26 protein-coding genes are annotated in these 26,947 nt (G+C 74.4%); 11 read left to right on the top strand and 15 right to left on the bottom strand.

Features of this window, described 5'->3' with window-relative positions; translation table 11 throughout:
• Positions 1-5 precede the first annotated feature (5 nt).
• The 3 genes from NBH00_RS10580 to NBH00_RS10570 are packed head-to-tail and all read left to right on the top strand — an operon-like array spanning position 6 to position 1,806.
• Positions 6-563, top strand: a complete 558-nt coding sequence (locus NBH00_RS10580) for a TlpA family protein disulfide reductase (RefSeq protein WP_254573304.1) — start codon at positions 6-8, stop codon at positions 561-563.
• On the top strand, positions 560-1,036 hold the full coding sequence (locus NBH00_RS10575; protein ID WP_254573303.1) for a cytochrome c-type biogenesis protein: 477 nt from the start codon (positions 560-562) through the stop codon (positions 1,034-1,036). The genes NBH00_RS10580 and NBH00_RS10575 overlap by 4 nt, the downstream gene beginning before the upstream one ends.
• Complete coding sequence (locus NBH00_RS10570; RefSeq protein WP_254573302.1) at positions 1,036-1,806, top strand: cytochrome c biogenesis CcdA family protein; 771 nt, start codon at positions 1,036-1,038, stop codon at positions 1,804-1,806. The genes NBH00_RS10575 and NBH00_RS10570 overlap by 1 nt, the downstream gene beginning before the upstream one ends.
• Before the next feature lie 322 nt (positions 1,807-2,128).
• On the opposite strand, the gene argS is transcribed toward NBH00_RS10570, so the two are convergent.
• The 6 genes from argS to NBH00_RS10540 are packed head-to-tail and all read right to left on the bottom strand — an operon-like array spanning position 2,129 to position 7,659.
• Entirely contained in the window at positions 2,129-3,832 is a 1,704-nt protein-coding gene (gene argS / locus NBH00_RS10565) for an arginine--tRNA ligase (protein ID WP_254573301.1), read from the bottom strand.
• Positions 3,833-3,869: 37 nt separating this feature from the next.
• Positions 3,870-4,862, bottom strand: a complete 993-nt coding sequence (locus NBH00_RS10560; RefSeq protein ID WP_254573300.1) for a potassium channel family protein — start codon at positions 4,860-4,862, stop codon at positions 3,870-3,872.
• A 16-nt stretch (positions 4,863-4,878) separates the two neighbouring features.
• A complete protein-coding gene (locus NBH00_RS10555; protein WP_254573299.1) occupies positions 4,879-5,289 on the bottom strand; it encodes a 23S rRNA (pseudouridine(1915)-N(3))-methyltransferase RlmH in 411 nt (136 codons plus the stop codon).
• A 12-nt stretch (positions 5,290-5,301) separates the two neighbouring features.
• Entirely contained in the window at positions 5,302-6,642 is a 1,341-nt protein-coding gene (locus NBH00_RS10550) for a hypothetical protein (protein WP_254573298.1), read from the bottom strand.
• On the bottom strand, positions 6,639-7,109 hold the full coding sequence (locus NBH00_RS10545; RefSeq protein WP_254573297.1) for a hypothetical protein: 471 nt from the start codon (positions 7,107-7,109) through the stop codon (positions 6,639-6,641). Before NBH00_RS10545 ends, NBH00_RS10550 begins: the two co-directional genes overlap by 4 nt.
• A gap of 7 nt (positions 7,110-7,116) precedes the next feature.
• Positions 7,117-7,659, bottom strand: a complete 543-nt coding sequence (locus tag NBH00_RS10540) for a hypothetical protein (protein ID WP_254573296.1) — start codon at positions 7,657-7,659, stop codon at positions 7,117-7,119.
• 84 nt (positions 7,660-7,743) lie between these two features.
• On the opposite strand from NBH00_RS10540, the gene NBH00_RS10535 reads away from it, so the two are divergent.
• Genes NBH00_RS10535 through NBH00_RS10525 form a run of 3 tightly spaced genes read left to right on the top strand, consistent with a single transcriptional unit; the run spans position 7,744 to position 10,377 of the window.
• Positions 7,744-8,475, top strand: a complete 732-nt coding sequence (locus NBH00_RS10535) for a metallophosphoesterase family protein (protein ID WP_254573295.1) — start codon at positions 7,744-7,746, stop codon at positions 8,473-8,475.
• Positions 8,476-8,477: 2 nt separating this feature from the next.
• A complete protein-coding gene (locus NBH00_RS10530; RefSeq protein ID WP_254573294.1) occupies positions 8,478-9,041 on the top strand; it encodes a hypothetical protein in 564 nt (187 codons plus the stop codon).
• A 40-nt stretch (positions 9,042-9,081) separates the two neighbouring features.
• A complete protein-coding gene (locus NBH00_RS10525; RefSeq protein WP_254573293.1) occupies positions 9,082-10,377 on the top strand; it encodes a protein kinase domain-containing protein in 1,296 nt (431 codons plus the stop codon).
• 32 nt (positions 10,378-10,409) lie between these two features.
• Here NBH00_RS10525 and NBH00_RS10520 read toward each other — a convergent pair whose 3' ends face one another.
• The 3 genes from NBH00_RS10520 to tgt form a co-directional block, all read right to left on the bottom strand.
• On the bottom strand, positions 10,410-11,303 hold the full coding sequence (locus tag NBH00_RS10520) for a sensor domain-containing diguanylate cyclase (RefSeq protein ID WP_254573292.1): 894 nt from the start codon (positions 11,301-11,303) through the stop codon (positions 10,410-10,412).
• Positions 11,300-12,013, bottom strand: coding sequence for an HD-GYP domain-containing protein (locus NBH00_RS10515; RefSeq protein ID WP_254573291.1), 714 nt, complete (start codon positions 12,011-12,013; stop codon positions 11,300-11,302). Before NBH00_RS10515 ends, NBH00_RS10520 begins: the two co-directional genes overlap by 4 nt.
• Before the next feature lie 114 nt (positions 12,014-12,127).
• Positions 12,128-13,363, bottom strand: a complete 1,236-nt coding sequence (gene tgt / locus NBH00_RS10510) for a tRNA guanosine(34) transglycosylase Tgt (RefSeq protein WP_254573290.1) — start codon at positions 13,361-13,363, stop codon at positions 12,128-12,130.
• Positions 13,364-13,387: 24 nt separating this feature from the next.
• On the opposite strand from tgt, the gene NBH00_RS10505 reads away from it, so the two are divergent.
• On the top strand, positions 13,388-14,068 hold the full coding sequence (locus NBH00_RS10505) for a DedA family protein (protein WP_254573289.1): 681 nt from the start codon (positions 13,388-13,390) through the stop codon (positions 14,066-14,068).
• A gap of 6 nt (positions 14,069-14,074) precedes the next feature.
• On the opposite strand, the gene NBH00_RS10500 is transcribed toward NBH00_RS10505, so the two are convergent.
• Entirely contained in the window at positions 14,075-14,587 is a 513-nt protein-coding gene (locus tag NBH00_RS10500; RefSeq protein ID WP_254573288.1) for a MarR family winged helix-turn-helix transcriptional regulator, read from the bottom strand.
• A 172-nt stretch (positions 14,588-14,759) separates the two neighbouring features.
• Between NBH00_RS10500 and NBH00_RS10495 the strand changes: the two genes are divergently transcribed.
• Both NBH00_RS10495 and NBH00_RS10490 read left to right on the top strand, forming a co-directional pair.
• Positions 14,760-15,611: a UTP--glucose-1-phosphate uridylyltransferase gene (locus NBH00_RS10495; RefSeq protein ID WP_254573287.1), complete on the top strand. Its 852-nt coding sequence runs from the start codon at positions 14,760-14,762 to the stop codon at positions 15,609-15,611.
• Positions 15,608-16,525, top strand: a complete 918-nt coding sequence (locus tag NBH00_RS10490; protein ID WP_254573286.1) for a GHMP family kinase ATP-binding protein — start codon at positions 15,608-15,610, stop codon at positions 16,523-16,525. The genes NBH00_RS10495 and NBH00_RS10490 overlap by 4 nt, the downstream gene beginning before the upstream one ends.
• Positions 16,526-16,534: 9 nt before the next feature.
• Here NBH00_RS10490 and NBH00_RS10485 read toward each other — a convergent pair whose 3' ends face one another.
• Positions 16,535-17,749, bottom strand: coding sequence for an acyl-CoA dehydrogenase family protein (locus NBH00_RS10485; RefSeq protein WP_254573285.1), 1,215 nt, complete (start codon positions 17,747-17,749; stop codon positions 16,535-16,537).
• 183 nt (positions 17,750-17,932) lie between these two features.
• Between NBH00_RS10485 and NBH00_RS10480 the strand changes: the two genes are divergently transcribed.
• Together NBH00_RS10480 and NBH00_RS10475 are read left to right on the top strand one after the other, a co-directional pair.
• A complete protein-coding gene (locus tag NBH00_RS10480) occupies positions 17,933-19,387 on the top strand; it encodes an AMP-binding protein (RefSeq protein WP_254573284.1) in 1,455 nt (484 codons plus the stop codon).
• Positions 19,374-20,486 (top strand): winged helix DNA-binding domain-containing protein, encoded by a 1,113-nt coding sequence (locus tag NBH00_RS10475; RefSeq protein WP_254573283.1) that lies wholly within the window; start codon positions 19,374-19,376, stop codon positions 20,484-20,486. The genes NBH00_RS10480 and NBH00_RS10475 overlap by 14 nt, the downstream gene beginning before the upstream one ends.
• Before the next feature lie 71 nt (positions 20,487-20,557).
• Here NBH00_RS10475 and NBH00_RS10470 read toward each other — a convergent pair whose 3' ends face one another.
• The 4 genes from NBH00_RS10470 to NBH00_RS10455 form a co-directional block, all read right to left on the bottom strand.
• On the bottom strand, positions 20,558-21,604 hold the full coding sequence (locus NBH00_RS10470) for a chymotrypsin family serine protease (RefSeq protein WP_254573282.1): 1,047 nt from the start codon (positions 21,602-21,604) through the stop codon (positions 20,558-20,560).
• Positions 21,601-22,734 (bottom strand): NAD(P)/FAD-dependent oxidoreductase, encoded by a 1,134-nt coding sequence (locus NBH00_RS10465; RefSeq protein ID WP_254573281.1) that lies wholly within the window; start codon positions 22,732-22,734, stop codon positions 21,601-21,603. The genes NBH00_RS10470 and NBH00_RS10465 overlap by 4 nt, the downstream gene beginning before the upstream one ends.
• 39 nt (positions 22,735-22,773) lie before the next feature.
• Entirely contained in the window at positions 22,774-24,159 is a 1,386-nt protein-coding gene (locus tag NBH00_RS25475; RefSeq protein ID WP_367401316.1) for an aspartate aminotransferase family protein, read from the bottom strand.
• Between the two features lie 1,083 nt (positions 24,160-25,242).
• Entirely contained in the window at positions 25,243-26,925 is a 1,683-nt protein-coding gene (locus NBH00_RS10455; RefSeq protein WP_254573279.1) for a GMC oxidoreductase, read from the bottom strand.
• Between the last annotated feature and the right edge of the window lie 22 nt (positions 26,926-26,947).

Below are 26,947 nucleotides of genomic sequence, written 5' to 3'. Positions count from 1 at the left end.
CAGGTATGAAGCGCTCCGCCGTCCCCTCCGTCGCCCTCGTCGTCGCCGCTGCCCTCGTCGCGCTGCTCGTCTACGGCGTCGCCGTGAAGGGGACCGACACGACCCTCGACGACGCGGTGGCGAAGGGCCGTCTGCCGCAGCTCCCGGGCGCGACCCTCGCGATGCCGAACATCGACGGGTCCGGCAAGACGTCCGTCGCGAGCTTCCGCGGCAAGATCGTCGTCGTGAACATCTGGGGCTCGTGGTGCGAGCCGTGCGCCGCCGAGGCGCCGCTGCTCGAGCGCGAGCAGGCCAAGCTCGCGGCCGACCACGCGGGCACGTTCCTCGGCGTCACGAAGAACGACATCCCGCACGAGTCGATGGCCTTCGCGAAGAAGTACGGCTACACGTTCCCGAGCGTCCGGGACCTCGACTCCAAGCTCTACCGCAAGCTCGGGTCGACCGGCGTCCCCGAGACGTTCGTGCTGGACGCCAAGGGCCGGGTCGTCGCCCTCCGCCGGGGCCAGATCGACGAGAAGTTCCTCCAGAACGCGATCGCGCAGGCCCGGGCGAGCAGCACATGAGCGCACGCCGCGCCCTCCGGGCCCTCGTCGCCCTCGTGCTCGCGGTCGCGGCGTTCGCGCCGGCGTCCGCGGCCACGCCCCGCGCGTCGTTCAACGACATCGAGGACGAGGTCATGTGCGTGACCTGCAACGTCCCGCTGAACATCGCGAACTCACCGCAGGCGGACGACGAGCGCAAGGAGATCCGGCGCCTCATCGCCCTCGGCCTGACGAAGCAGCAGGTGCTGGACCGGCTCAAGAGCGAGCTCGGCAACGAGGTCCTCGCCGACCCGCCGACGAGCGGCTTCAACATCACGACGTGGCTCGTGCCGATCGGCGCGGTCGGCGGCGTGGGCCTCCTGCTCGCGCTGACGCTGCCGCGCTGGCGGCGCCGCTCCGGCCTGCCGGACCAGGGGCCGGACGCGAAGGTGCCGGAGCTCGCGCCCGACGACCTGCGGCGCCTCGACGACGAGCTCGGCCGGGCGGGCATCTGATGGGGTCCTCGCTCGTGCTCGCCGCGTCCACCGGCGCCGGGGACACGACGATCCTCGCCGCGTTCGCCGTCGGCTTCATCTCCTTCATCTCGCCCTGCGTGCTGCCGCTCGTCCCGGGGTACCTCAGCGCCGTGTCCGGCGTCTCGCTCGTCGACATCAAGACGAAGGAGCGGGGCGTGAGCGCCGTGCTCGGCCCGGCGGTCATCTTCTGCCTCTCCTTCACGGTCATGTTCGTCGCGCTTGGCATGACGGCCACCGGCCTCGGCTCGACCCTCCGTGACCACGTCGACACGCTCGACAAGGTCGCCGGCGGCTTCATCATCGCGATGGGCGCCTTCTTCCTCCTCACCCCGTTCGTCGACCGGCTGAACCAGGAGTGGCGCCCCGAGGCCCTGATGGCCAAGGCAGGCAGCGGCGGCCCCGTCGTCGCCGGCCTCGCCTTCGCCGTCGCCTGGACCCCCTGCGTCGGGCCGACGCTCAGCTCGATCCTCGCCGCCGCCGCGACGAGCGACACGGTCGGCCACGGCGGCGTCCTGCTCGCCTTCTACTCGGCCGGGCTCGCCGTCCCCTTCCTCCTCACCGCCGTCGCGTTCGACCGCATGGCGACCGCGTTCAGCTGGATCCGCGAGCACTACGCGATCATCACCTTCGTCTCCGGCCTCATCCTCATCGGGATGGGCCTCCTCATGGTCACCGGCGAGCTCACCGTGCTCAACCGCCACGCCCAGGACGCGCTCAACAGCGTGGGCCTGGACGTGTTCAACCGGTAGGGGGTCGCCGTCGGGCCGGTCGGGCGTCCGCCTGCGCCTTGGAGGGCGCCGGCGCCCACGGCGTCTGAAGACGGCGGACGGGCGTTGCCGCCGACCCGGACCCGCACGAAGTCCACGACATACGCGCACTTCGTGCGGTTCGCCCGACAAACGGTCGGCTCAGCGACCCGTTCGTCGGGCGCATCCTCGCGGCAACTCCCGTCCGCCGTCTCTGCCGCCGTCTGCGCCCCGGATCGCCGTAGGACCACGCGGCAGACCCGAGACCCGCGGCAGACCCGAGACCCGCGGCAGACCCGAGACCGCGGCAGACCCCGAAGCGCCCCTACCTCGCCGCCGGCCCCGGCACCGCCGCGTCCTCGCGGTGCATCTCGACCGGCGCGCTGATGCCGAGCAGGTCCAGGCCCGTGGCGAGGACGTGCTGGGTCGCGCCGGCGAGGGCGGCGCGGAAGGCCTCGGCCTCGTCGCCGACGATCGGGCAGTCGCGGTAGAAGGCCGTGAAGGTCTGGGCGAGCTCGAGGACGTAGGTGACGAGCCGGTGCGGCGCGCGGCGGCCGGCGGCGTCGGCGACCGCCGGGCCGAACGCGAGCAGCGCCTGCACGAGCGCCCGCTCGCTCGCGTGGAGGGCGACGCCCTCGGGAATCACCGGGTCGGGCGTCACCTCGCTGCGGCGGAGGATCGACGCGATCCGGGCGTGCGCGTACTGGACGTAGTAGACGGGGTTCTCGGCCGACTCGGACCGCGCGAGGTCGAGGTCGAGGTCCATCGTCGTGTCGTGCGAGCGGGCGAGCAGGAACCAGCGCGCGGCGTCGACGCCGATCTCGCTCACGAGCTCGTCGAGCGTGACGAACTCGCCGGCGCGCTTGGACATCTTCACGCGCGTCGTCTCCTCCGCGCCGGTCTCCTCGTCGGCGGCGCGCTCGACGATGTGGACGAACTGCATGATGAGCAGCTCGAGGTCACCGGGCGCCCCGCCGAGCGCCTCGTACGCGGCGTGCATGCGCTGCATGTAGCCGTGGTGGTCGGCGCCCCACAGGTCGATGAGCCGCGTGTAGCCGCGCTCGCGCTTGTCCTGGTGGTAGGCGATGTCGCTCGCGAAGTACGTGTGCTCGCCGCTCGAGCGCTCGAGGACGCGGTCCTTCTCGTCGCCGAACTCCGTCGTGCGCAGCCACAGCGCGCCCTCGTGCCGGTAGGTGCGGCCCTGCTCGGCGAGAACGTCGAAGGCGTGCTGGACCCGGGACGGCGCGCCGTCCGGGCCGGGCTCGTGGAGGGACTTCTCGCTGAACCACGTGTCGAACTCGACGCCGAACGCGCTCAGCGACGCCTTCACCCGCTTGATCATGAGGGCGACGGCCTGCTGGGAGACCTCGGCGAGGTCGCCGTCGGCGGCCCCCGGCAGCTGGTCGGCGATCTCCTGCACGTATGCGCCCTGGTAGCCGTCCTCGGGGATGGCCTCCCCGCGCGCCCGCGCCTGCACCGACTCGCCGAGCTTCACGATCTGCGAGCCGAAGTCGTTGACGTAGTACTCGCGGTGCACGTCGTGGCCGACGAACGTGAGCATGCGGGCGAGCGCGTCGCCGTGGGCCGCGTTGCGGCTGCCGCCGACGTGGACGGGCCCGGTCGGGTTGGCGGAGACGAACTCGACGTTGATCCGCTCGCGGCCGGGGGCGTCCGGCGCGACGCGGCCGAAGTCGTCGCCCGCCGCGAGGACGTCGGTGAGCGCCCGCGCGTGCCACCCGTCGCCGAGGAAGAGGTTGAGGAAGCCGGGCCCCGCGATCTCGGCGCGGTCGAGGTCGTCCCCCAGCTCGACGGCGATCGCGTCCGCCAGGCGGGCGGCGACGTCGCGCGGCGGCGCCTTGAGCGCCCCGGCGAGCAGCATCGCGGCGTTCGTCGCGTAGTCACCGTGGGAGGCCTGCTTGGGCCGCTCGAGCGTCGGCGCGCTCTTCGGCGTCGCCCCGAGCGCCGCGGCGGCACGCAGCACGGCGGCCCGAAGGTCGTCGACCGGGGTGCTCGCGTGCGCGTCGTCCATGCCCCGGACGATAGTTGCCCGGGGCGCCGCGCCGTCGTCAGGCGAAGAGGTTCTCGAGGCGGTCCATCGTCTGCGGCGTCCCCATCGCCACGACGACGTCCCCCGGGCGCAGCACCGTGTCGCCGGGCGGCTGCGGCTGGAAGCGCCCGTCGCGCCGCAGCGCCGCGATGATCGAGCCGCCGCGGACGTCCGCGAGCGCCATCCCGACCCCTTCCGCGCCCTCGGCCACCTCGATCTCCTCGACGCGGTAGTCGTCCGAGATGTGGTCGACCGACCCGGAGACCTGCGGGTGCAGCGCCAAGCGGGCCATCTCGGTCCCGCTCGACTTGTAAGGCGAGATGACGCGGTCGGCCCCGGCCCGGCGGAGCTTCGCCTCCGACCCGTCGACCGACGCCCGCGCGACGATGACGATGTCGCTGCGCAGCTCCCGGGCGGTGAGCGTGATGAAGATGTTCTCCGCGTCCGAGTCGACGCAGGCGATGATCGCCTTCGCCCGCTCGATGCCGGCGTTGTGCAGGGAGACGTCGTCGGACGGCTCGCCGAGGATCGCGCGGACACCGACCTGGCCCTGGGCGGACTCGATGTTCACGGGATCCGGGTCGATGACGACGTACCGCGCCCCGGCCGCCCGCAGGTCGCGGGCGACCTGACGGCCGACGCGGCCGTATCCGCAGACGATGTGGTGGTCGGTCATCCCGGCGAGCATGCGCGCGTTGCGCCGGTCGGCGAGGAGCTCCCCCACGTGCCCGGCGACGAAGAACTCGGCGACGGTGACCAGTGCGTAGAAGAGCGTACCGACGCCCAGGAGGGTCAGCACGACCTTCACGATCTGGCCGCCGGTGTCGGTCGGGGCCGGGATCGAGCCCGTCGTGGCGATGACGTCGAGCGAGCGGTTGAACGCCGCCCAGACCGTCTCGTCCTCGGTGAGCACGAAGCCGAGCGTCCCGACCGCGACGAGGCCGAGGATGACGGCGCCGAGCAGGCTCATCCGCCGGGCGAAGACGCTCAGCTCGCCGTGCAGCGGACTCATCGGGGGGGCCGCTGCATCAGTGGTGGTAGGGCTCGCCGGCGAGGATCTTGTGCCCGCGGTAGAGCTGCTCGAGAAGGACGACCCGCGCGAGCTGGTGCGGCAGCGTCATCGGCCCGAGCGACAGGCGGTGGTCGGCGCCCTGCACGTCGTCCAGCCCGTACGCCCCGCCGATGACGAAGCACAGGTCGCGTCCCGACATCCGCCGCTCCTCGAGGAAGGCGGAGAACGCGACCGAGTCGTACGTGCGTCCCTCGCTGTGCAGCTGCGAGACGTACGCCCGCTCCGGGATGCGGCGCGCGACCTGCTCGTCCTCCCGCACCTCGACGAGCTCGAGCCGCGCGTAGCGGCCGAGGAGCTTCTCGTAGTGCTGGATGTCGTCGGCGTACGGGGGCCGCAGCCGGCCGACGGCGAGGACGGTGAGGCGCATGGCGCCCCAACCCTATGCGGACGGGGCCCCAGCGTGGTGCTCGGCCTTCACGCGGCGCAGCTCGTCCTCCAGGCGGCGCTGCCGGCGCCACAGGACCAGCAGGAGGAGCAGCAGCACCGCGGCGCCTACCCCGGCCCCGATCGCGCCCTCGTGGAGCCGCAGGAACCGGTGGACGCGGGCGGCGAGGGAGCGGTGCGGCGCGGCCGCGAAGTCGGTCGTCAGGATCTGCGCGGTGCCGGTCGCGTCCCGCCAGCGGGCCACGACGTGGTAGCTGCCCCGGGCCAGCGGGCCGGCCAGGCCCACGCCGACGCGGCTCGTCGTCCCGGGCCTCATGTCGCGGAGGCGCAGCCGCCGCGTGGCGACCGGCCGCGTCTCCGGCGTCCCGCGCGTCACGCGGAAGACCGACAGGCCCAGGTCGACGCCGGCCATGGCCGTGCCCGTGCTCCGGACCCGGGCGCTGACGCGGGCGGCCCCGCCGACCTCGCCGTGGGCGCCGAAGGCCGTGACGTCGACCGCCGGCGCGGCGAGCGTCCCCGGGGAGGCGAGGCGGAAGCGCACGGGCACCTTGCGGTCGTGCCCCGGCCCGAAGCGCATCGCGACCCGCGCGGTGTACTCGCCGGCCGGCAGCCGCCGGCGCAGCTCGATCGGGAACTCGCGCTCGGCGCCCGGGACGACGACGTCGCCGGTCCAGTGCCCGCCGGAGACCGCGCGGCCGCCGGCGTCGCGCACGACGAAGCGCCCGTGCTGCGGGACGCCGACGACGTCCCCGGTGTTCTTCACGCGGGCGATGAGCTGCAGCGCGCGGGGCCCCACCTGGACGACGTGCAGCGCCGTGAAGCGGCCGCTGCGGTGATGATGCCCCGGAAGCCGGAGCAGGTTGATGCTCAGCAGACGGCTGATGACCGGGACCGACGGGCCGCCCGGCAGGCGCGGCTGGCCCTGGAAGACGATGCCGACGTACGCCGCGTGCGCCTGCAGCGGGAGGAGGTTCCAGTCGACCTTGACGATCCGGGCCGTGCCGGGCGCGAGCCGGAACCGCGCCGGGCCCACCCCGAGGATCGTGCGGGCCGTGCGCAGCGCGTCCGCGGTCTCGTCGAACGCGAACGCCCCGCTGAGCTGCTGATGCAGCACGACCGGGAAGACCTTCACGTCGTAGGGCTGGCGCGTGGAGTTGCTCACGCGCGTCGGGACGAGCGCGACGGGCGGGCGGGCGACGACGTTCCGGCGCGAGGGGCCGATCGAGAACGTGCCGTGGTCCGAGCCGCCGGCGGCAGCCGCCGGCGCGGGCAGCCCGGACGGCCCGAGGAGACCGAGCGCCACGGCGGCGAAGGCGAGGGGGCGGCGGAGGCTCATTGGGCGGTGTAGGTCACGGTCTCGGAGTAGGCGCAGCCGGTGAGCAGGGTCTGGGCCGACGGGATGACGAGCGAGTAGGCGGTGGTCATGAGCAGGCCGGCGGTGAGGCCCCCGCTGGCGACCTGGACCGGGGTGGCCCCGATCGCCTTGGCGCCGGCGGAGGTGACGCCGAGGGCGGTGACCGCGACGGTCAGCTGGTTCGTCGTCTGGGCGGAGCTGCCGGTGCAGCCGGCAGCGCCCTTGACCATGTGGCCGGCGCCCGGACCGTCGTCCTCGGCGGTGAGCGTCCAGGCCCCGAGCGAGACGATCGTGAGCGACCCGCTGCCGGTGGCCGTCTGCCCCGGGCGGAACGGGCTCAGCGTGGCGCCCGTCCCGACGCCGAGCGAGAGCGCGGACGCCCGCGCGGCGCCGGCGAGGAGCACGGCGCCCGCGACGAGCACGACGGCGAGGCGGTGACGGCCCGGCATGCGCCGGCTACTGGAGCGTGTACGTCGCCGTCAGCGAGTAGACGCACCCGGTGAGCATCACCTGCGCGGACGGGAGGACCTGGCTGTAGGCCGTCGTGAGGACCGCCGCGCTGAAGGGCGCGGCCGCCGTCGCGACCGTGGCCGGGGAGGCCGCGTCGGGGATCGACTTCGCGCCCGCCGACGAGAACCCGGTCCCGGTGACGGCGACCGACAGGGCGTTCGTGAGCTGCGCGTCGCTGCCGGTGCAGCCGGTGCCGGCCTTGACCATGTGCCCGGCGCCCGTGCCGGCGTCGCCCACCGTCAGGGTGGAGCTCGCGGCGGTGTTGGTCGCCGTGAGCGCGCCGTTGGCGGTCGCGGTGCCGCCGGGCGAGAAGTTCGTGGTGAACGTGGCCGATGTGCCGACGAGGGACAGGGTCCCGAGGGTCGTGCCGGTGACGAGCTCACCGCTGGTGGCCGCTGGAGCCTGTGCCGCGCAGATCGCGAGCGCGACGAGCGCACCCATCGAGAGGCCGGCGACCGTGGTCCAGCGCGTGATGCGCGAGGGTTCCATGGTCCCGTGTTCGTCAGCACACTCCAGAACTTGAAGCGGGCTGGACGGTGGGACGAGGCCCGCCCCGGGTACCCTGAAGGGCTCGTGCTCGCCGCCGTCGTCTCGGACATCCACGCGAACGTGCAGGCGTTCTCCACCGTGCTCGCGGAAGCCGACGCCCTCGGCGTCGACGAGGTCTGGTGCCTGGGGGACGTCGTGGGCTACGGCGGGGACCCGGACGCCTGCGTCGCGCTCGCCGTCGAGCGCTGCGACCTGCTGCTCGGCGGCAACCACGACCTCGCCGCGGTGGGGCGGCTGTCGATCGAGGACTTCTCGCCGCGGGCCCGCGAGTCGACGGAGTGGACCGCCCGGACGCTGTCGGCGGCGTCGGTCCAGGCGCTCATGCCCCTGCAGTCGCTCGCTGAGCGCGACGCGGTCGGGCTGTACCACGGCAGCCCGCGACACCCCGTCTGGGAGTACGTCATCACCGCCGCCCTCGCGGACCTCTGCCTCAACAGCGCCGCCCAGCGCGTCTGCATCGTCGGCCACTCCCACGTCGCCGGGGCGTTCGGCCGGCGCGGCGGGCAACCGGCCACCGGCGCGATCCGTCACCACGGCACCGTCACCGACGTCTCGGGGGGCGAATGGCTCCTGAACCCCGGCAGCGTCGGCCAGCCCCGCGACGGCGACCCGCGCGCGGCGTGGCTCACGCTGGACACCTCGACGTGGGAGGCGACCTGGCGGCGCTCGGCCTACGACATCGCGGGCGCGCAGGCCGCGATCCGCGCCGCGGGCCTGCCCGACTCGCTCGCCGACCGCCTTCAGTACGGTCAGTGACGATGCGCCTTCTCCCCCACTTCTGCGCGCTCCTGCTCGGCGTCGGCGCCGCGCTTCTCGCCGGCTGCGGCGACCGCTCGAAGCTCATCCCGGCGAGCGACGCGGGCGCCATCAAGGCGTCGCTGGCGCAGATCAGCCAGGCGGTCGACTCCGGCGACTGCGGGGTCGCGAGGAAGTACGTCGCCCAGGCCCAGAGCGCCGTCCAGGACCTGCCGGCGAGCGTCGACGCGCGGCTGAAGAGCCGGCTGCTCAGCGGCATCTCCGAGCTGTCGTCGCGCGCGGACAGGGAGTGCGCCGCGCAGGGGACGACGACGCAGCAGACGATCGCCACGACGGCGGAGACCGTCCCGTCCCAGACGGCGACGACGGACACGACGACGACCGACACCACCGCGACGGACACGACAACCTCCGACACGACGACGACCGGCACGACGACGGATCCGGGCCAGGGCGGCGGCGCGAGCCCGACCGCCGGGACCACCGCCACGACGCCGGCCACCCCCGTGCCCGACCCCGGCGGGGTGACGCCGCCGACCGGGACCGACACGACACCGACGCCATGACGTGCCGTGACCGAACGGACGTTCCGGTGTATCACCTCTGATGGCCGGCTCCCTCATCGTCGACCGGTACGAGCTCGGCGAGCGCCTGGGCGTCGGTGGCATGTCCACCGTGCAGCTCGCGCTGGACCGCCGCCTGGAACGGTACGTCGCGGTCAAGCTCCTCGCCGAGCACCTCGCCGACGACCCCCAGTTCGTCTCCCGCTTCCGGCGCGAGGCGCTCGCCGCCGCGCGTCTCGTGCACCCGAACATCGTGCAGGTGTTCGATTTCGGACTGGACGAGGCCTCGGGTCGCCACTACATCGTCATGGAGGTCGTGCGCGGCCGCTCCGGCGCCGAGATCCTCCGCGAGGAGGGCCGCCTGTCGGTGCGCGAGGCCGTCGACCTCGTCCTGCAGGCCTGCTCCGGCCTCGCCTACGCGCACCGCCACGGCGTCGTGCACCGCGACGTCAAGCCCGGCAACCTCCTGCGCTCTGACGACGGCGTCGTGAAGCTCGCCGACTTCGGCATCGCGAAGGCGACCCACGCCGAGGAGTCGTCGATCACCCAGGTCGGGTCCGTCCTCGGGACCGCCTCCTACCTCGCGCCCGAGCAGGCCCGCGGCGAGGAGGCCGGCCCGCAGGCCGACCTGTACGCGCTCGGCGTCGTCACCTACCAGCTCCTGTCGGGCCGCCTGCCCTACGAGGCCGCGTCGCTCACCGAGCTCGCTCTCAAGCAGCAGCGCGAGGCGCCCGCGTACCTCCACGAGCTCGACCCGGAGATCCCGGAGGAGCTGTCGCTCGCCGTCGACCGGTCCCTCGCGCTCGACGCCGCCGATCGCTTCGGGAGCGCCGAGGCGATGGCCCGCGCGATCGCCGACGGAGCCCAGGGCGTCGCGGACCCGACCGCGAGCACGCGCGCCGTCATGCCCGGCACCGAGGCGACGCGTGTCGTCTCGGGCTCCGCCCTCGCGGGCGCGGCCGGCGCCGCGGCCCACACCGGCGAGCGCACCGCGGTCTCCGGCGCCCAGCGCCCGCCGCGCGCGCCGCGCCACCCGCGCACCGACGCCCACGTCCCGGCCGCGCCTCCGCCGTCCCCCGGCAAGCTCTCACGCCGGGAGCGCAAGGCCCAGGCCGCCGCCGAGGCCGCCGCGCTGCGTGCCGCCCGCCGGCGGCGCGGCCGCCTGCGCCGGACGCTCGGCACGCTGCTCGTGCTCGTCCTGCTCGCGGCCGGCGGCGCCGCCGCCGTCGTCGCGACCTCGAGCGACCAGGGCGCCGTGAGCCTCCGCCGGATCACCGGCGACCGCGTCACGAACATCGTCGACTCGATCGACCGGTTCGTGAGCGCGAACACGCGCTGAACGGTGTGGGCGCCGGCCTCGCCGGCCGCCCGTCACGCGTGCTCGGCGCGACCCCGCCCGAGGCGCTTGGCGTTGTACATGGCGCCGTCGGCGGCCCGCAGGAGCTCGCTGACCGTCGTGCGCTCCTCGGTGACCGAGGCGCTGCCGACGGACGCCGTCACGACGAGCTCACCTGCGGACGTGGCGAACGGACGCGCGGCGACCGCACGGACGATGTGCTGCGCGACGACGGCGGCCTGCTCGTGGCCCCCGAGGATGATGACGCAGAACTCCTCACCGCCCCAGCGGGCGACGAGGTCCTCGCTCCGCAGGCACTCCGTCAGCCGGCGCGAGAACAGCCGCAGGACCTCGTCGCCGACGAGGTGGCCGTGGGTGTCGTTGATCTGCTTGAAGCGGTCGAGATCGATGACGAGGGCCGAGCGCGCCCGGGTGGAGAACCACGTGCCCCCCTCCATCACGCGATCCAGGTGCGTGCGGTTGGGCAGCCCCGTGAGCGCGTCGGTGTGGGCGGTGCGCTCGGCGTCCAGCAACCGGCGGGCCGGGAGCGTGGCGTCCCGCTGGACCGCGACGTGGAACTCGGGATCGCCGTCCGGACCGAACAGCGTGGAGATGGACCACTCCATCGTGAACGGGGTCCCGTCCTTGCGGTAGTTCGTCGTCTGCCCGTTGAAGCTCCGTCCGGCGGCGAGGTCCTCGTGCAGCCGGCGCACGAGCTCCGTATCCGTCGCGGGGCCCTGCAGGAGCCCGGGGCTGCGCCCCAGGAGCTCCTCGCGGGCGTAGCCGGTGATCTCGCACGCGGCGTCGTTCGCGTAGACGATCAGCCGCTCGACGGCGTCCGTCGCGATGATGCCGTCGGCGAGGCAGTCGAGCACCGGACCGGCCGGGAAGGCCGTGGCGGGCGGCGGGACCTGGGTCGCCGACGTCATGCGAGCTCCCGGCGGCACTCGAGGACGGCGATGAGGGCGTCGGCCACGGAGGGATCGAACTGCCCGCCCGCATGCGTGCGCAGCTCGGCCTCCGCCGTGCGGGGGGTCCGGGAGGCCGCGTAGGGCCGCTCCGAGGTGATGGCGTCGTAGGCGTCGCAGGCGAGGATGATCCGCGAGCCCAGCGGGATCGCCGCGCCAGCCAGCCCGTCGGGATAGCCGGCTCCGTCCCAGCGCTCGTGGCTCGAGCGGACGAGCTTCGCCACCCGGCGCAGCGCGGGCGCGGCGCCGACGATCCGCTCGCCGAAGAGGGTGTGGCGGCGCATCATCGCCCACTCCTGCTCGTCGAGAGGGCCCGCCTTCTCGAGGATGCCGTCGGAGATGGCGAGCTTGCCGACGTCGTGCAGATTCGCGGCGAGCATGACGTCCTCGACGACGGACGCCTCCAGCCCGAGGTGCACCGCCACGTCCCGGGCGAGCACCGCCACCTCGCGCACGTGCCTGGCCAGGCACGGTTCCCGCTGGTCCAGCATGCCGAGCAACACGGCCTGCGCCGCCGTGGGCGAGCCGGTGAGCGTGGCGGCCAGCCGGGTCAGCCGGTCGAGCGCCGGCTCGAGCGCCTCGGCCGGGAGGCCGGCCGCCGCCAGGGCCCACAGGCGCGCCGGGTCGTCGATGTACGGGGTGCGCGCGTCCGTCAGAACGTTCGTCTTCATGCCTCGGCCATCGGCGGGGCGACGGCACGGCTTGAGGCGATGGCCGGTTCGGCCCGGCGGAGGACGCTTCGGCGGTGCGTATGGACACGCCGCCACCGGGGCGGAGCGCGCGCCTCAGGCCGTCGCGCGGGTTGCCGCCGGCAGCCCGAACGTCCCCGGCGCCGCTCCGGCCCGCAGCGCCGCCTGCACCTCGGGAAGCCGCCCGGCGTGGATCGCGCCGCGCAGGTCGGCCAGGAGGCGGGAGACGAACGCGAGGTTGTGGATCGTCAGCAGCCGCATGCCGGTGAGCTCGCGGGCGTGGACGAGGTAGCGGACGTAGCCACGCGTCAGCCCGACCGCGCACGCCGGGCACGGGCAGCCGTCCATGATCGGGCCGTCGTCGTCCTTGAAGCGGCCGGCGGTCAGGTCGACGCGCCAGCGCTTCTCCGGCGCCGCGATGAGGGCGACGCCGTGGCGGCCGAGGCGCGTCGGCATCGCGCAGTCGAAGGTGTCGATGCCGAGCCCGACGCCGGTGATGAGGTCGTCGACGTCCCCGATGCCGAGCAGGTGGCGCGGCTTGCCCGGCGCGACGCGGTCGAGCGCGGCCGTCGACCAGCCGACCACCTCGTACATCTGCGGCTTGTTCTCACCGAGCGAGCCGCCGATCGCGACCCCGGGCGCCCGCGACGCGGCGACGTGCTCCGTCGACTCGACCCGCAGCTCCTCGTGGACGCCGCCCTGGACGATTGCGTAGACGAGCTGGTCCTCCGGGCCGTGCGCGTCGTGCCAGGTCAGGCAGCGCTCGAGCCAGCGGTGCGTGCGCTCGGTCGAGCGGGCGGTGTACTCCCGGTCGACGTTGAACGGCGTGCACTCGTCGAAGACGAGCGCGAGGTCCGAGTGGAGGTTCGCCTGGATCTGCATCGACGTCTCGGGCCCCATGAACTTCCGCGAGCCGTCGAGGTAGGAGCGGAACGTGACGCCGTCCTCCTCGATCGAGAGGACCTTGCCGTTGCGGTCGGCGCCCTGGGGCGCGCGCCCCTTGATCTCGTCCGCCACCGTGCCGTGACCCATCGAGAAGACCTGGAAGCCGCCCGAGTCGGTGACGATCGGGCCGTCCCAGCCCATGAAGCGGTGCAGGCCGCCGAAGCCCGCGATCCGTTCGTCGCCGGGGTCGAGGAAGAGGTGGAAGGTGTTGCCCAGGACCATGTCGTACCCGAGGTCCTTCACCTCCTGCGGGAGCAGGCCCTTCACGGTCGCCTTCGTCGCCAGGGGGACGAACGCGGGGGTCCGGACCTCGCCGTGGGCGGTGCTCAGCACCCCCGCGCGGGCCTGGGAGGCGGGGTCGCGGGCGTCGATCCTCAGCGGCGTCATCCCGCGGCATGCTAGATACGTGGGGTGATCGGGTCCCTCGCCGCCATCGTCGACGTCGCCTCCAAGGTCGGCCTCCCGGTCCTCTTCCTGCTCATCGCGGTGGAGACGATGGGCATTCCGGTCCCCGGGGAGACGGCGCTCATCACCGCCGGGATCCTCGCGAGCAAGGGTAAGCTGCCGATCGAAGGCGTGATCGCGTGCGCGGCCGCCGCCGCCATCCTCGGCGACAACGTCGGCTTTCTCATCGGGCGTCACTACGGCCGCCGCCTGCTGACCGCGCCGGGCCCCTTCCCCCGCCACCGGCTGCGCGTCATCGAGATCGGGGAGCCGTTCTTCGACCGCCACGGGCCGAAGGCCGTCTTCCTCGGCCGGTTCGTCAGCGGGCTGCGGATCACCGCCGCCTGGATGGCCGGCATCAGCCGGATGAACTGGCCGATCTTCACGTTCTACAACGCGCTCGGCGGCATCCTCTGGGCGGCGTCGTTCGGGCTGCTCGCCTACTGGGGCGGGCACAAGGCGGAGTCGATCATCAAGACCGTCGGCTACGCCGGCGTCGGCGTGGTGGTCGTGTTCGGGCTCGTGCTCTACGTCGTGCTGCGCCGTCGCCGGGAGGCCGCGGAGGACCGCGTCGGCGACGCGGTGGCGCGGGCCGAGGCGCGCGAGAAGGCGCGGGCCGCGGCGGTCACCGAGCCCGACGGCGAGTAGCGCCGCTCAGCAGCCGGGCGGCGGGCCCGCGCACGCGCCGGGCGTGCAGGCCCCGGGCATCACGCGCTCCCACGCATCCCCGAGCAACTCCTGCTCGGCGGGCGTGAAGCGGGAGAGGAAGAGGCGGCGGACGCCGGCAAGATGGGTCGCGCGGGCGGCCTCGAGCGTCTTGGCGCCCTCCTCGGTGAGGACCGCGTAGGCGCCCCGCGCGTCGCTCGTGCACGACTGGCGGGCGACGAGCCCGTCGCGCTGCAGCCGGTCGATGAGCCGCGTCAGCCCCGAGCGGCTGAGGAGGATGCAGTCCGCGAGGTCGCACATCCGCATCTTGCGGTCCGGCGCGTCGTGCATGTACATCAGGACCTCGTACGTCGTGAGCGGCAGGCCGTGGACGGCCTCGAGCTCGGCGTCGAGGGCCTTGCACATCGACGCGTGCGCCCGGAGCAGGCCGCGCCAGGCGCGCAGCTCCCGCTCGTCGAGCGGGGCGGAGGACGGTGACGGGGGCGGTTCGACGGTCGACATGGCTTCTTCGGGTCCTTGCGTACGCAACGATCACGGTAGCAGCGGCAGGCGGCGAAGGAAACCACGTCTCCCCCGCCGATGGCCGGATGGTGTGCATCTTTGGTGAACGACCGGACGTGAAGAGGTCGTGAGTGCGGGTGGCCGCCGGGGGCGGGCCGGGTACGTTGATCCGATGGCCGCGACCCGATCGCTCGTGACGGACGCCGTCGTCCCGGTCGCCGGGCTGGGGACGCGCCTGGCCCCGCTCACCCGCGCGCTCCCGAAGGAGCTGCTGCCCGTCGGCCGCGCGCCGGTCGTCGGCCACGTGGTCGAGGAGCTCGCAGTCTGCGGCATCGCCCGCGTCTGCTTCATCACCCGCCGCGGGAAGGGCGCGATCCTCGATCACTTCGACGACCCCCACGCCGGGCACCCCGTGTCCTTCCTTGCCGTCCGCCAGCCGGTGCAGCGAGGGCTCGGGGACGCGGTGCTGTGCGCCGAGGGCGCCGTCGCCGGCCCGTTCGTCGTGGCCCTCGGGGACGCGGTCCTCAGCGCGGGCGGCGGCCACGGCGCGACGGTCGTCACCCGCCTGGCCGAGGCGTTCGCGGCCCACGGCGCCGTCGCCGCGATCGCCATCGAGCAGGTCGAGCCGGACGCCGTCTCGCGCTACGGGATCGTCGCGGTCGGGGACCCCGGCGACGACGGGGTGCTGCCCGTGCGCGGGCTCGTCGAGAAGCCCGGCGCGGCGACGGCCCCGAGCCGCTGGGCGGCCGCGGCGCGCTACGTCCTCTCCCCCGCGATCTTCGGCGCGCTGCGGGCGACCGCCCCGGGGGCCGGCGGCGAGGTCCAGCTCACCGACGCGATCGCCGCCCTCCTGCGGGACGGCGGCACCGTCGTCGCCGTCCCCCTCCTCCCCGGCGAGCGGCGCCACGACGTCGGCTCCCCGGCGAGCTACGCGCGTGCCTTCGTGGACCTTGCCCTCGACGACCCGGAGCTCGGGCCCGGCCTGCGCGCCCACCTCGCCGCGCGCCTGCGGGAGGGGCCGTGAGCGCGGTCGCCGGCGTCGCCACCGCTCGCGTCCCGGCGCGCGCCGCGCTCGCGGGCAACCCGTCCGACGGGTACGGCGGCGTCGTGCTGGCCGTCTGCGTCGGCGGGCTCGAGGCGTCGGTGCTCGTCGAGCCCGCGCCCGGAGCCGAGCGGGACGTCGTCTGCCCGCCCGCCTGCACGCCGCTCGTGGACGCGACGCTCGCGCGGTTCCGCGCCACCGCCGCGGGCGGCGCGGCGCTCGGCCCGGTCGCGGTGCGGGTCGGCTCGACGATCCCCCGCGAGGTCGGTCTGGCCGGATCGAGCGCGATCGTCATCGCGACGCTCCGCGCGCTCGGGCGCCTGACGGGCACGCCGCTGCCGTCCGCCGGGCTCCCGATGGTCGCGCTCGCCGTCGAGGCCGAGGACCTCGGTATCGCCGCCGGCCCGCAGGACCGCGTCGTGCAGGCGGCCGGCGGCCTCGTCGCGATGGACTTCGCGCGCGGCGGCCTCGGGACCGCCCGCGCCGTCGACCCCGCGGGCCTGCCCCCGCTGCTGCTCGCCTGGCCGCCCGCGGCGGGGACGCCGTCCGGGGGCTACCACGCAGGCCTCCGGGCCCGGTTCGACGCCGGCGACCCGCCGGTGCGCGCGGGCATGGCCCGGCTGCGGGAGCACGGCCTCGCCGCGGTCACGGCCGCCGAGCGCGGCGATCACGCCGCGCTCGCCGGCGCGATCGACGGCTCCTTCGACGCCCGCGCCGCGCTCGGGCCGCTGGATCCGCGCCACACCGCCCTCGTCGGCGCGGCGCGGCTCGCCGGCTTCGCGGCGAACTACGCGGGCTCCGGCGGCGCGATCGTCGCCACCGGCGGCCCGCTGCCCGTCCTGCGGGCCGCGCTGGCCCCGCTGGGCGCCGAGGTCATGCCCCTGCGCCCGGCGTGACCCGGCCCCCTAGAGCTTGTGGCGCTCCAGGAGCTTCTTGCCGATGACCATGCGCTGGATCTCGCTCGTGCCCTCGCCGATGAGGAGCAGCGGCGCGTCGCGGTAGAGCCGCTCGATCTCGTACTCCTTCGAGTAGCCGTAGCCGCCGTGGATGCGGAAGGACTCCTCGACGCAGAAGCGCCCGGCCTCGGAGGCGAAGAGCTTCGCCATGCCGGCCTCGAGGTCCGAGCGGATGCCCTCGTCCTTCATGCGGGCGGCGCGGAGCGTCATGAGGCGCGCGGCGTCGACCTGGGTCGCCATGTCGGCGAGCTTGAACTGGATCGCCTGGTGCTCGCAGATCGGCTTGCCGAACGTCTTGCGCTCCTGCGAGTACTTCAGCGCGAGCTCGAGGGCGCGCTGCGCGATGCCGACGCCGCGGGCGGCGACGTTCACGCGGCCGACCTCGAGGGCGTCCATCATCTGCGCGAAGCCCTTGTTCAGGCCCGCGTCCTCGCCGCCGAGGATGTTCTCGACCGGGCACATGTACCCGTCGTAGACGAGCTCGGTGGACTCGACGCCCTTGTAGCCCATCTTCTTCAGCTGCGGCGGGACGATGAGGCCCTTCCAGTCGCCCTCGTTCTCGTGGACGCCGCCGGCCTTCTCCGTGATGAAGCACGTCATCGCGGCGTGGCGCTTCGGGTTGTCCGGATCGGTCTTCGCGAGGAGGAAGACGAGGTCGGACTGCAGGCCGTTCGTGACCCACATCTTCTGGCCGTTGATCTCGTAGTGCGTGTCCGAGACCTTCTTGCCGGCGGTCTTGATCGCCTGCACGTCGGAGCCGAGCTCCGGCTCGGAGAGGGAGAACGCGGCGCGGATCTCGCCGGTCGCCATGCGCGGCAGGAAGCGCTGCTTCTGCTCCTCGGTGCCGAACTTCAGCAGGAGGTAGATGCCGATGAAGTGCGTGTTGATGACGCCGGAGATCGAGATCCAGCCGCGGGCGAGCTCCTCGACGACCATCGTGTAGGTCGTGAGGTCCAGGCCGAGTCCGCCGTACTCCTCCGGGACCGTGATCCCGAAGAGCCCCAGCTCCTTCATCTGGTCGACGATCTCGCGCGGGTACTCGTCCGCGTGATCGAAGTGCTCGGCGTTCGGGATGATCTGCTCGTCCGTGAACTGCCGGACCATCTCGATGATCGCCTGCTGGTCTTCGGTGATGCCCGACGAGGGCGAGGGTGCCACGGCCATGTCTGTCTCCTGGCGTCGGTGGACCCGCAGCGCACCGGCGGTGCCGGCGCGCAGGCGGGGAAAAGAGGGTCTGGAACGATACCGGTGACCCGGCCCTGTTGTTACGCGCGGGTCCACCGGGCGCGATCACGCCCCTCGCGCCCGGTCTCCGGACCCGAGGTGCTGCGTGCGACACTCCCCGCGATGAACTTCGCCGTCGACGTCGTGGAGGCCGCCGCGCCGGACGCGCTCGCCCTCGTCGAGCTCAGCCGCGACGGCGCCCGGCGCGAGCACACCTTCGGCGCGATGGCCGCCGCCGCGGCCCGGATGGCCGCCCGTCTGCACGGGCACGGCGTCCGGCGCGGGGACGTCGTCATGACGCTCGTCGGCAACCAGCCGGACTGGGTCGCGGCGATGGTCGCGTGCTTCCGGCAGGGCTACGTCGTCCTCCCCTGCACCGAGCAGCTGCGCGCGAAGGACCTCGCGCTGCGGCTCGCGGCGACGGCCCCGGCCGCGGTGGTCGCCGACGGGCGCAACGAGGCGGTCCTGCGCGAGGCCGGCTGGGACGGGCCGACGGTCTGGGGGCCCGGGGTCATGGACTGGCCGGAGCCCGGGACGCCCGCGCCGGCGCCCGCGCCCGCGGAGCTCACCGCGGCCGATCCCTGCCTCATCACCTTCACGAGCGGGACCTCGGGGGCGCCGAAGGCCGTCCTGCACGCCCAGCGCTACCTCACCGGGCAGCACGTCCAGGCCGAGCACTGGCTCGACGCGCGGCCCGGCGACCTCGTCTGGTGCACGGCGGCGTCCGGCTGGTCCAAGAGCGCGCGCAACGTCTTCATCGCCCCCTGGATCCGCGGCGCCGCGGCGCTCCTGCACGATGCGCGCTTCGACCCCGCCGAGCGTCTGGACCTGCTCGAGCGCGAGCGCGTGAACGTCCTCTGCATGGCCCCGACCGAATACCGCGTCATCGCCAAGCGGGCGACGCTGCGCGCGTTCGAGGACCTGCGCGGCCTCGTGGCCGCCGGCGAGGCGCTGAACCCCGAGGTGCTCCACGCCTGGCACCGCGCGACCGGGCTGCACATCCGCGACGGGTACGGGCAGACCGAGACGGGCCAGCTGACCGGGGCGCCGCTCGGCGAGCCGGTGCGCCCCGGGTCGATGGGCCGCCCGCTGCCCGGCGTGCGGCTGTGGATCGACGACGGCGAGCTCGTCGCCGACCCCGCGACGGTGCCGACGTTCTTCGTCGGCTACCTCGGGGACGAGACGCCGCTGCCCGAGGTCTGGCGCACGGGCGACCGCGTGCACGCCGACGAGGACGGCTGGCTCTTCTTCGAGGGCCGCACCGACGACGTCATCATCAGCTCCGGCTACCGGATCGGGCCGTTCGAGGTCGAGAGCGCGCTCGTCTCCCACCCGGCCGTCGCCGAGGCCGCGGTCGTCGCGGCCCCCGACGACGAGCGCGGGTCCGTCGTCCGCGCCGTCGTCGTCCTGCGCGACGGCGTCGCCGCGACCGAGGCGCTCGCCGCCGAGCTGCAGGCCCACGTAAAGGACCAGACCGCGCCGTACAAGTACCCGCGCATCGTCGACTTCGCGGACGAGCTGCCGAAGACGACGAGCGGCAAGGTGCGCCGCGCGCTGCTGCGCGATGGCCGCGCCTGAGGTCCTCTCCCCCGCGGCGCTGAACCGGGCGACGCTCGCCCGGCAGCTCCTGCTCGAGCGCTCCTCGCTCGGCGTCGCCGACGCGGTCGCGAGGCTCGTGAGCCTGCAGGCCCAGTTCGCGCGGCCGGTGTCGGCGGGGCTGTGGTCGCGCGTGACCGGAGTCGAGGCGGGGACGGTCGCGGCGCTCGCCGCCGACGGCGTGCTCGTGCGGGCGACGCTCATGCGCCACACGCTCCACGTCGTCACCGCGGCGGACTACCTCGCCTTCCGCCGCGTCGTGCAGCCCGGCGTCGCGCGGGCGTTCGAGTCGATGGCGGGCGCGCGGGTGGCGGCCGTCGACCGCGAGGCCGTCCTCGCCGCGGTCCGCGCCCGGCTGTCCGCGGGCCCGGCGACCCAGAAGGAGCTGCGCGACGTCGCGGCCGGGCTCGTCCCCGGCGGCGACGAGTCGGCGCTCGGGTACCTCGCCCGGACGTACACCGAGCTCGTGCAGGTCCCGTCGGGCCGCGGCTGGGGCTGGCCGGCGCAGCCGCCCTACGCCCGGCCGGCGGATGCGCTGGGCCGCGAGCCCGCCGCCGATCCCGACCCGGCGCCGCTCGTCCGCCGCTACCTCGCCGCGTTCGGCCCGGCGTCGGTCCGCGACGTGCAGACGTGGTCGGGGCTCACGGGGCTCGGCGCCGTGCTCGACCGGCTGCGCGACGAGCTGATGACCTTCGCGGCCGAGGACGGGCGCGAGCTCTTCGACCTGCCGGACGCGCCGCGCCCGGATCCGGCCGAGGTGGCCGCGCCGCCCCGGCTGCTGCCCGAGTTCGACAACCTCGTCGTCGCCCACCACGACCGCAGCCGGCTCATGGACGAGGACGCGCGCCGCGCGGTCTCCCGCCCGGGCGCCCGGGTGCTGCCGTCCTTCCTCGTCGACGGGCGGGTCGCGGGGACCTGGCGCGTCGACGTCGCCGCGAAGGTCGCGACCGTGACGCTCACGCCCTTCGGGCGCCTGCGCGCGGCCGACCGGCGCGCGCTGCTGGCCGAGGCCGAGGGCATGGCCCGCCTCCTGGAGCCCGGCGCCCGCGACCACGCCGCCACGGTCCTCGCCACCCCCTGACCCCGCCGAAACCCGTTTTTCGTCCCCCAGTTGGGCTGCCATCGGGTCTCGGCGCGTCCCGGGGGGCGCGGTCAGCGCTCGGTGACGAGCGACGCGCCGAGCGCCTGCAGCGCCAGGCGGACGGGCGTGAAGCACATGAGGTCCTGCGGGCCGGCGATGAGCGTGACGATGCCGACGGCGCGCACGGCGCCGTCGCGGCCGGGCGCGGTGTAGACCGGGCCGCCACTGTCCCCGTGGCGCGCGCGGATCGTCGTGCACCGGACGAGCAGCCCCTGCAGCGCGAAGAGGCGCTCGATCGGCCGGGCGACCGAGCCGCGGATGCGCCCGCAGTTGTCGGGCCCGCTCGTGCGGCCGGTGAAGCAGACCCTCCGCCCGGACAGCGTGCGCGCGGTCCCCACGACCGGCAGCGGCGGCCGCCGGATGCCGCGGTCGACGACGCTGGCGGCGGTCCGGTGCGCCCCCGTCCGCACCGCGACGAGCAGCGCGTCGATCGGGTAGCGCCGCGACAGGATCTGGCGGACGCGGCCGAGGACGATCCCCGGCTGGGGCGGACGCCGGAGCGCGACGTTGCGGCGCTGCACCGTGCCGTCCGTGCGCAGGCCGCCGCAGTGCGCGGCGGTGAGCCCGCCGAGCCCGCCGTCCGCCCGGCGCACGAGGAACGCGGAGGTGCAGAAGGCGGCGTCCCGCGGGATCGGGCGCCCGCCGACGATCGTCGAGCGGGCGAGGACGAGCTCCCGGCCCGCCTGCCAGCCGTCGAGGCTCGGGGCGGGGCCGGCGCGGCGAACCCGGACGGCCGCGGCGCCGCGGACCGCGACGACGTCGTGGGCGCGGTCGCGGCGGGACGCGGGCGACGCCCGCAGCGGCGCCCAGCCCTGCGCGGCGATCGCCGCCGCCTCGCCGTCGCGCGGTGCGGCCGCGACGGCCGCGGCGAGCGCCGTCACGTCGGCACAGGGCACCCGCGCGACACCGACGAAGGTCGTCCCCGAGACGGCCGGGCAGCGCGTGTACTGCGTCGCGCCGGCGTGGGCGACGGACGGCGCCGCCGTCGCCACGGTCGCCGTCGCCGCCGCCGTAAGCAGCCCGACCGCGACGCCGGCGCGCCCGCGTGCCCCTCTCACGCCGGGCGCCCGCCGTGGCCGCCGCTCCCGCCCGCCGTCACGTACCCGGGGTCCGCCTGTCGCAGGTACCACCCGAACGAGCGGTCGATGAGCCACCGGCGGCCGAAGAGCGCGAGGAACGCCGTCAGCACCCGCGGCGGGACGCGCGGCAGCAGCCGCTGCAGGCCGAGCGCGAGGCGAAACGCGCCCGCGTGCCGGGCGCTGAAGTCGTGGTAGGCGGCGAGCGCGGCCTCGGGCGTCTGCCGGCCCTCGACGACCGCGCGCAGCTCGCGTCCGCAGGCCAGGCCGAAGTACAGCGCCGTGCGGATGCCCTCCCCGGAGAGCGGGAAGCAGTGCCCCGCACTGTCCCCGACGAAGAAGACGCCCGGCTCGGTCGCGGCGCGCAGGCGGTGCGGGAACCAGTTGCCCTGGTAGCGGACGGCGTCGACGTCGAGCCGCTGCGCCAGGGCCTTCGTCGGCTCCTTCACGTGGTCGTGCGGCGCGTAGCTGCCGACGCCGACGCGCTGCTCGCCGGCCGCCGGGACCCGCCAGCCGTACCCGGCGCGGATGACCGACCGCTCGATCCACACGTCGAGGGCGTCGTCGGGCGCCGGGTGGTGCGGGTGGACCTCCAGCCCGCGGCTCAGCGGCGCGTCGGGCGGCTGGTACCCCCCGTCGGCGCTGAGCACCCGCCGCCAGCCGAGTGCGTCGACGATGAGCGGTGCGGTGAGGTCGCCGCGGTCGGTGTGGACGACCGCGCCGGTGCGGCCGTCGACCTTCGCCGTCTCGAAGCGCGCGCCGGTCTGCGCGAACAGCAGCCGGCAGAGCTCGCGGTAGTCGAACGCGGTCCAGCTCCACGGCAGGCGGTAGCGCGCGCTGCCGGACGGCGTCGTGAACGTCATGTCCGGCAGCTCCTGGCGGCCGGCCGCCTCGAGCCCGAGGGCGCGCAGCCACGGCGTCGGGATCGCGCAGGCGGACGTCGCGCGCTCCCCGATCTCGTAGCGGTCGACGATGAGGACGTCCGCCCCGCTCCCGGCGAGCTCCCGCGCGACGGCGAGCCCGGCGAAGCTCGCCCCGCAGACGAGGACGTCGGCGTGCGTGCCGTCAAGGGAGGTGCGCTCCTCGCCCCGGGTGGTCGCGCGCGTCGGCATGCGCTCAGCCTACGACGCCGCGCGAGCGCCGCGGTGCCGTCAGGCCGTGAGCTCGACCGCGAGCTCCTCGAAGACCTCCACGTAGCGGTCGACGGCCTCGGTCGTGTGCGCCACCGAGAGCGTCCACTCCTCCTCGCGCCCGGGCGTCATGAAGATGCCCCGGTTCATGTTGAAGAGCCAGGCCAGGTCGGCCATCGCCGCGTCCTGGTTCGCCTTGAACGTCTCGTAGCCGATGACCTTCGTCGGGGAGAACGTCACGCAGCCCTTCGAGCCGACGCCGACCGCATAGCCCGGGAGGCCGTAGCGCTCGATGACGGCGGTGCAGCCGGCGAGGATCCGCTCGTTGAGCCTGTCGAGGTGCGCGTAGGCGTCCGGGGTCATGACCTCGAGCAGCGACGCGCGGGTCGCGGCCATGCCGAGCGGGTTCCCGTTGTACGTGCCCACCTGGTAGACCGAGCCGTCCTCGACCACGGACATGACCTCCTCGGTGCCCCCGATCGCGCCGACGGGCAGGCCGCCGCCGAGCGCCTTGGCGAGCGTCACGAGGTCGGGCTTGACGCCCCACTTCTCCGTCGCCCCGCCGGCGGCGATGCAGATGCCGGTCTTCACCTCGTCGAAGATGAGGACGATGCCGTGCCGCGTGCAGAGATCGCGCACGGCCTGCAGGTAGCCGTCCTCCGGGAGGACGACGCCGAGGTTCATCATCGCCGCCTCCATGATCACGCAGGCGGGCTTGCGGTCCTCGGCGATGAGCCGCTCGATCCGGCGCTCCATCGCCCCCGCGTCGTTGAACGGGACGGCGATCGTCATGTCGACCGTCGCCTGCGGGATGCCCGCGCCGTAGGAGAGCGAGGCGAGGTTCTCGTGGTCGCCGATCTGGTCGTACTCGATGCCGATCGAGACCATGACCGTGTCGTGGTGGCCGTGGTAGGAGCCGAAGATCTTCACGACGGTGTCGCGCCCGGTCAGGCCGCGCGCGATCCGGATCGCGTCCATCGTCGCCTCCGAGCCGGAGTTCACGTAGCGCCACTTCGGCAGGCCCCAGCGGCGCTGCAGCTCGGCTGCGACGGTGATCGCGTCCTCGGTCGGCGCCGCGAAGTGCGTCCCCGACGCGTAGCGCGCGTTGATCGCGGCGCCGATCGCCGGGTGCGCGTGGCCCTGGACCATCGAGCCGAAGCCGTTGTGGAAGTCCCACATCTCGTTGCCGTCGACGTCCCAGACCTTCGGGCCGGCGCCGCGCTCGAGGTAGATCGGCCACGGGTCGCGCGCCTGGTAGGACGAGGCGACGCCGCCGGCGAGGACCTGGTTCGCCCGCCGGTACGTCGCGAGCGAGCCCTGCGTCCGCGCGTCGAGCGCCTTCGCCTCCCGTGCCGTCAGCTCGGCGACGCGCGCGCGGTCGATCTGCAGGACACCGGGAGTCGACATCCGCCGATGCTCCCACCATCCGGGCCGTCTGTCAGGCGGAGGCTCGCTCGGGCGCCCCGCCGTTCCGGCGCACCGGGGCTGCGTCCGCCGCCGCCGGCCCGCGGCCACGAACGTCGATCTCCTTCCCCTACCGGGGCGGTGATCCGACGTTCGACGTTGTGCTTCGCGTCCGGCGCACCCGCGGCGGGGCGAGCGCGAGGTAGCGCTCGGGGTGGTCGTACACCTCGTCGCTCGAGATCCGCCGCACGGGGTGAGGCCGGCGCCCCGCCACGCCGCGGTCTTGCGGGCATCGTCGTCCTTCAGCCGGTGGAACCCCGGCCCGTCGATCTCGATGACGAGGCCGTGGTCCGGGAACCACTGGTCGGCCTCGGCCCCCGCCGGCGACTCGTTGACGAGCGGGATCGGCCGCCGCGCGGCGTCGAGGAGCTCGAGCGCGTACGCCTCGGCGTCGCTCTTGCAGCGCCCGATCGGCAGCCGGGCATAGCGCTCGGCCGGGGCGCGGACCCGGGCCACCCCGGCGCGTCCGGCGTAGCGCTCGAGCGCCGCGAGCGTCCGCGGCACGGTCGTACACCGCAGGCGGAGGGCCTCCCGGAACGCACGCCGCAGCTGCTTGGCATCGAGGTGGACCGCCAGGTCGACGAGCGTCCGCTCGACGGTGGTGCGCGGCGGGCCCGCGTCCCGGACGACGTCGTCCGCCTTGAGGGAGCGAGAGCGGAGGACGAGCAGCGACCCGATCCGCTCCGGGCCGCCCGTCCCCGGCCGCGTGATGATCGGGACGAGCGCGCTGTCCTGCCAGTAGCCCTCGTAGGCCGCCGCACTCGCGTGGCTGAGGACGCTGCCCGGCGTCGTCAGCGTGGCGGCCCGCCACCGCTGTGCACGGGTCAGCGGCGCCTGCCCGAGGCGGACGACACCGTGGTGCACGCGCTCGAGTCCGGCTGTCCGGTGCGCGACCTGCTTCTCGGTCCACCCGGTCAGCTGCCAGACCGCGAAGAGGTCGTCCTGGCGTCGTGCGAGTTCCTGCAAGCGAGCGTCGATCATCACCCCCAATAGGGGAGGGAGTTCGACGCTCGCCCCCCTCGAGACTCAAACTGGCGCCTCAGCGCTCTTCGCGCGCGGCGCGCTCTCCGCCGCCACCTGCTCCGCGCGGATCTCCCGCTCGGGCGCCGGCGGCACGAGCGAGATCGCCCGCTCGGCGAGCGCGGTGATCGTCAGCGACGGGTTGACGCCGACGTTCGCCGGGATGACCGAGCCGTCGCAGATCAGGAGGTTCTCGTAGCCGAAGAGGCGCTGGCGGCTGTCGACGACGCCCTCCTCGGGCGAGCCCGCGATGACCGCGCCGCCGAGGATGTGGGCGGTCGTGGGCATGTTGCCGACGGCCTCCATGAGCGACGACTGCGGGATCCCGCCGTACTCCTTCGCGATCCACTCGGCGGCCTGGTTGGCCACGGGGATGAAGGTCGGGTTCGGCTTCGTGGGGTCCTGCTCGGTCTGCAGGCGGATGCGGCCCGAGCGGGTCTTGACGGGACGCAGCGCGATCGCGTTGTCGAGCGTCTGCATGACGAGCAGGATGATCGTGTTGCGCGACCAGCCGCGGGGGTTGAGCGTGCGCAGCGTCTGCCCCGGGCGGCGCAGCATCGCGGCGACCCACTTCAGCGGCCGCGTGACGCTCGTCCCGTCGCCGACGAGCACGGTGTAGAGCATGCCCATCGCGTCGCCGTCCTCGCCGTAGTGGCACGTCTCGATGTGCGTGTGGGCGTCCGGGTAGATCGAGCTCGTGATCGCCACGCGCTTGGTCTGGTCGCCGATCGCGCCCTCGGGCAGGCGCACGGTGAGGACGGCCTCGCTGTTCGTCCGCACGAGCTCGCCGAGGCGCGGCGAGATCGCCGGGAGGCCGCCGACGAGGCGGCAGTTCTGCAGGAGCTTGTTCGTGCCGAGGGCGCCGGCGGCGACGACGACGCCGCGGGCCCGGAAGACCTTGCGCTGCTTGCGCAGCCAGGCGCCGGAGCGCTGCGTGACGATCTCGTAGCCCTCGCTGCCGTCGGCGGCGCCGAGCGGCCGGATGTCGACGACCTCGCGCTCGGCCATGACCTTCACGCCGAGCTTCTCGGCGAACCACAGGTAGTTCTTGCGCAGCGTGTTCTTCGCGCCGACGGGGCAGCCGACCATGCAGCGCGCGCAGCGGGTGCAGCCGGTGCGGGCCGGGCCCTCACCGCCGAAGTACGGGTCGGGGACCGTCCGGCCCGGCTCGCCGAGGAAGACGCCGACGCGCGTCTTGCCGTACGTGTCGCTCACGCCGAGGTGCGCGCCGAGCGCCTTGAGGACCTGGTCGGCCGGGTCGTCCTCGTCGTAGGTGACGACGCCGAGCATCCGCTCCGCCTCGGCGTAGTGCGCCGCGAGCTCCGCCTCCCACGAGTCGCTCAACCCGGCCCACTGCCCGTCCTCGAAGAAGGCCTTCGGCGGGACGTAGAGCGTGTTCGCGTAGCCGAGCGAGCCGCCGCCGACGCCCGACCCGGACACGATCGTCACGTGCTTGAAGATCGACAGGCGCAGGATGCCGCGCAGCCCGACCTTCGGGGCGAAGAAGTAGCGCTTCAGGTCCCACGTGTTCTTCGCGAACTCGTCGTCCTCGAACCGGCTGCCGGACTCCAGGACCCCGACGGAGTACCCCTTCTCGGCGAGGCGCAGCGCGCTGGTGGAGCCCCCGAAGCCGGATCCGATGACGATCCAGTCGAAGTCGTGAGCGGCGGACGGACCCGGAGCGGACACCGCGTCAAGTTATCGCAAACAT

Source organism: Paraconexibacter antarcticus, assembly GCF_024220175.1.
Classification (GTDB): domain Bacteria; phylum Actinomycetota; class Thermoleophilia; order Solirubrobacterales; family Solirubrobacteraceae; genus Paraconexibacter; species Paraconexibacter antarcticus.
This window is presented reverse-complemented; position numbering and strand designations above follow the sequence as displayed.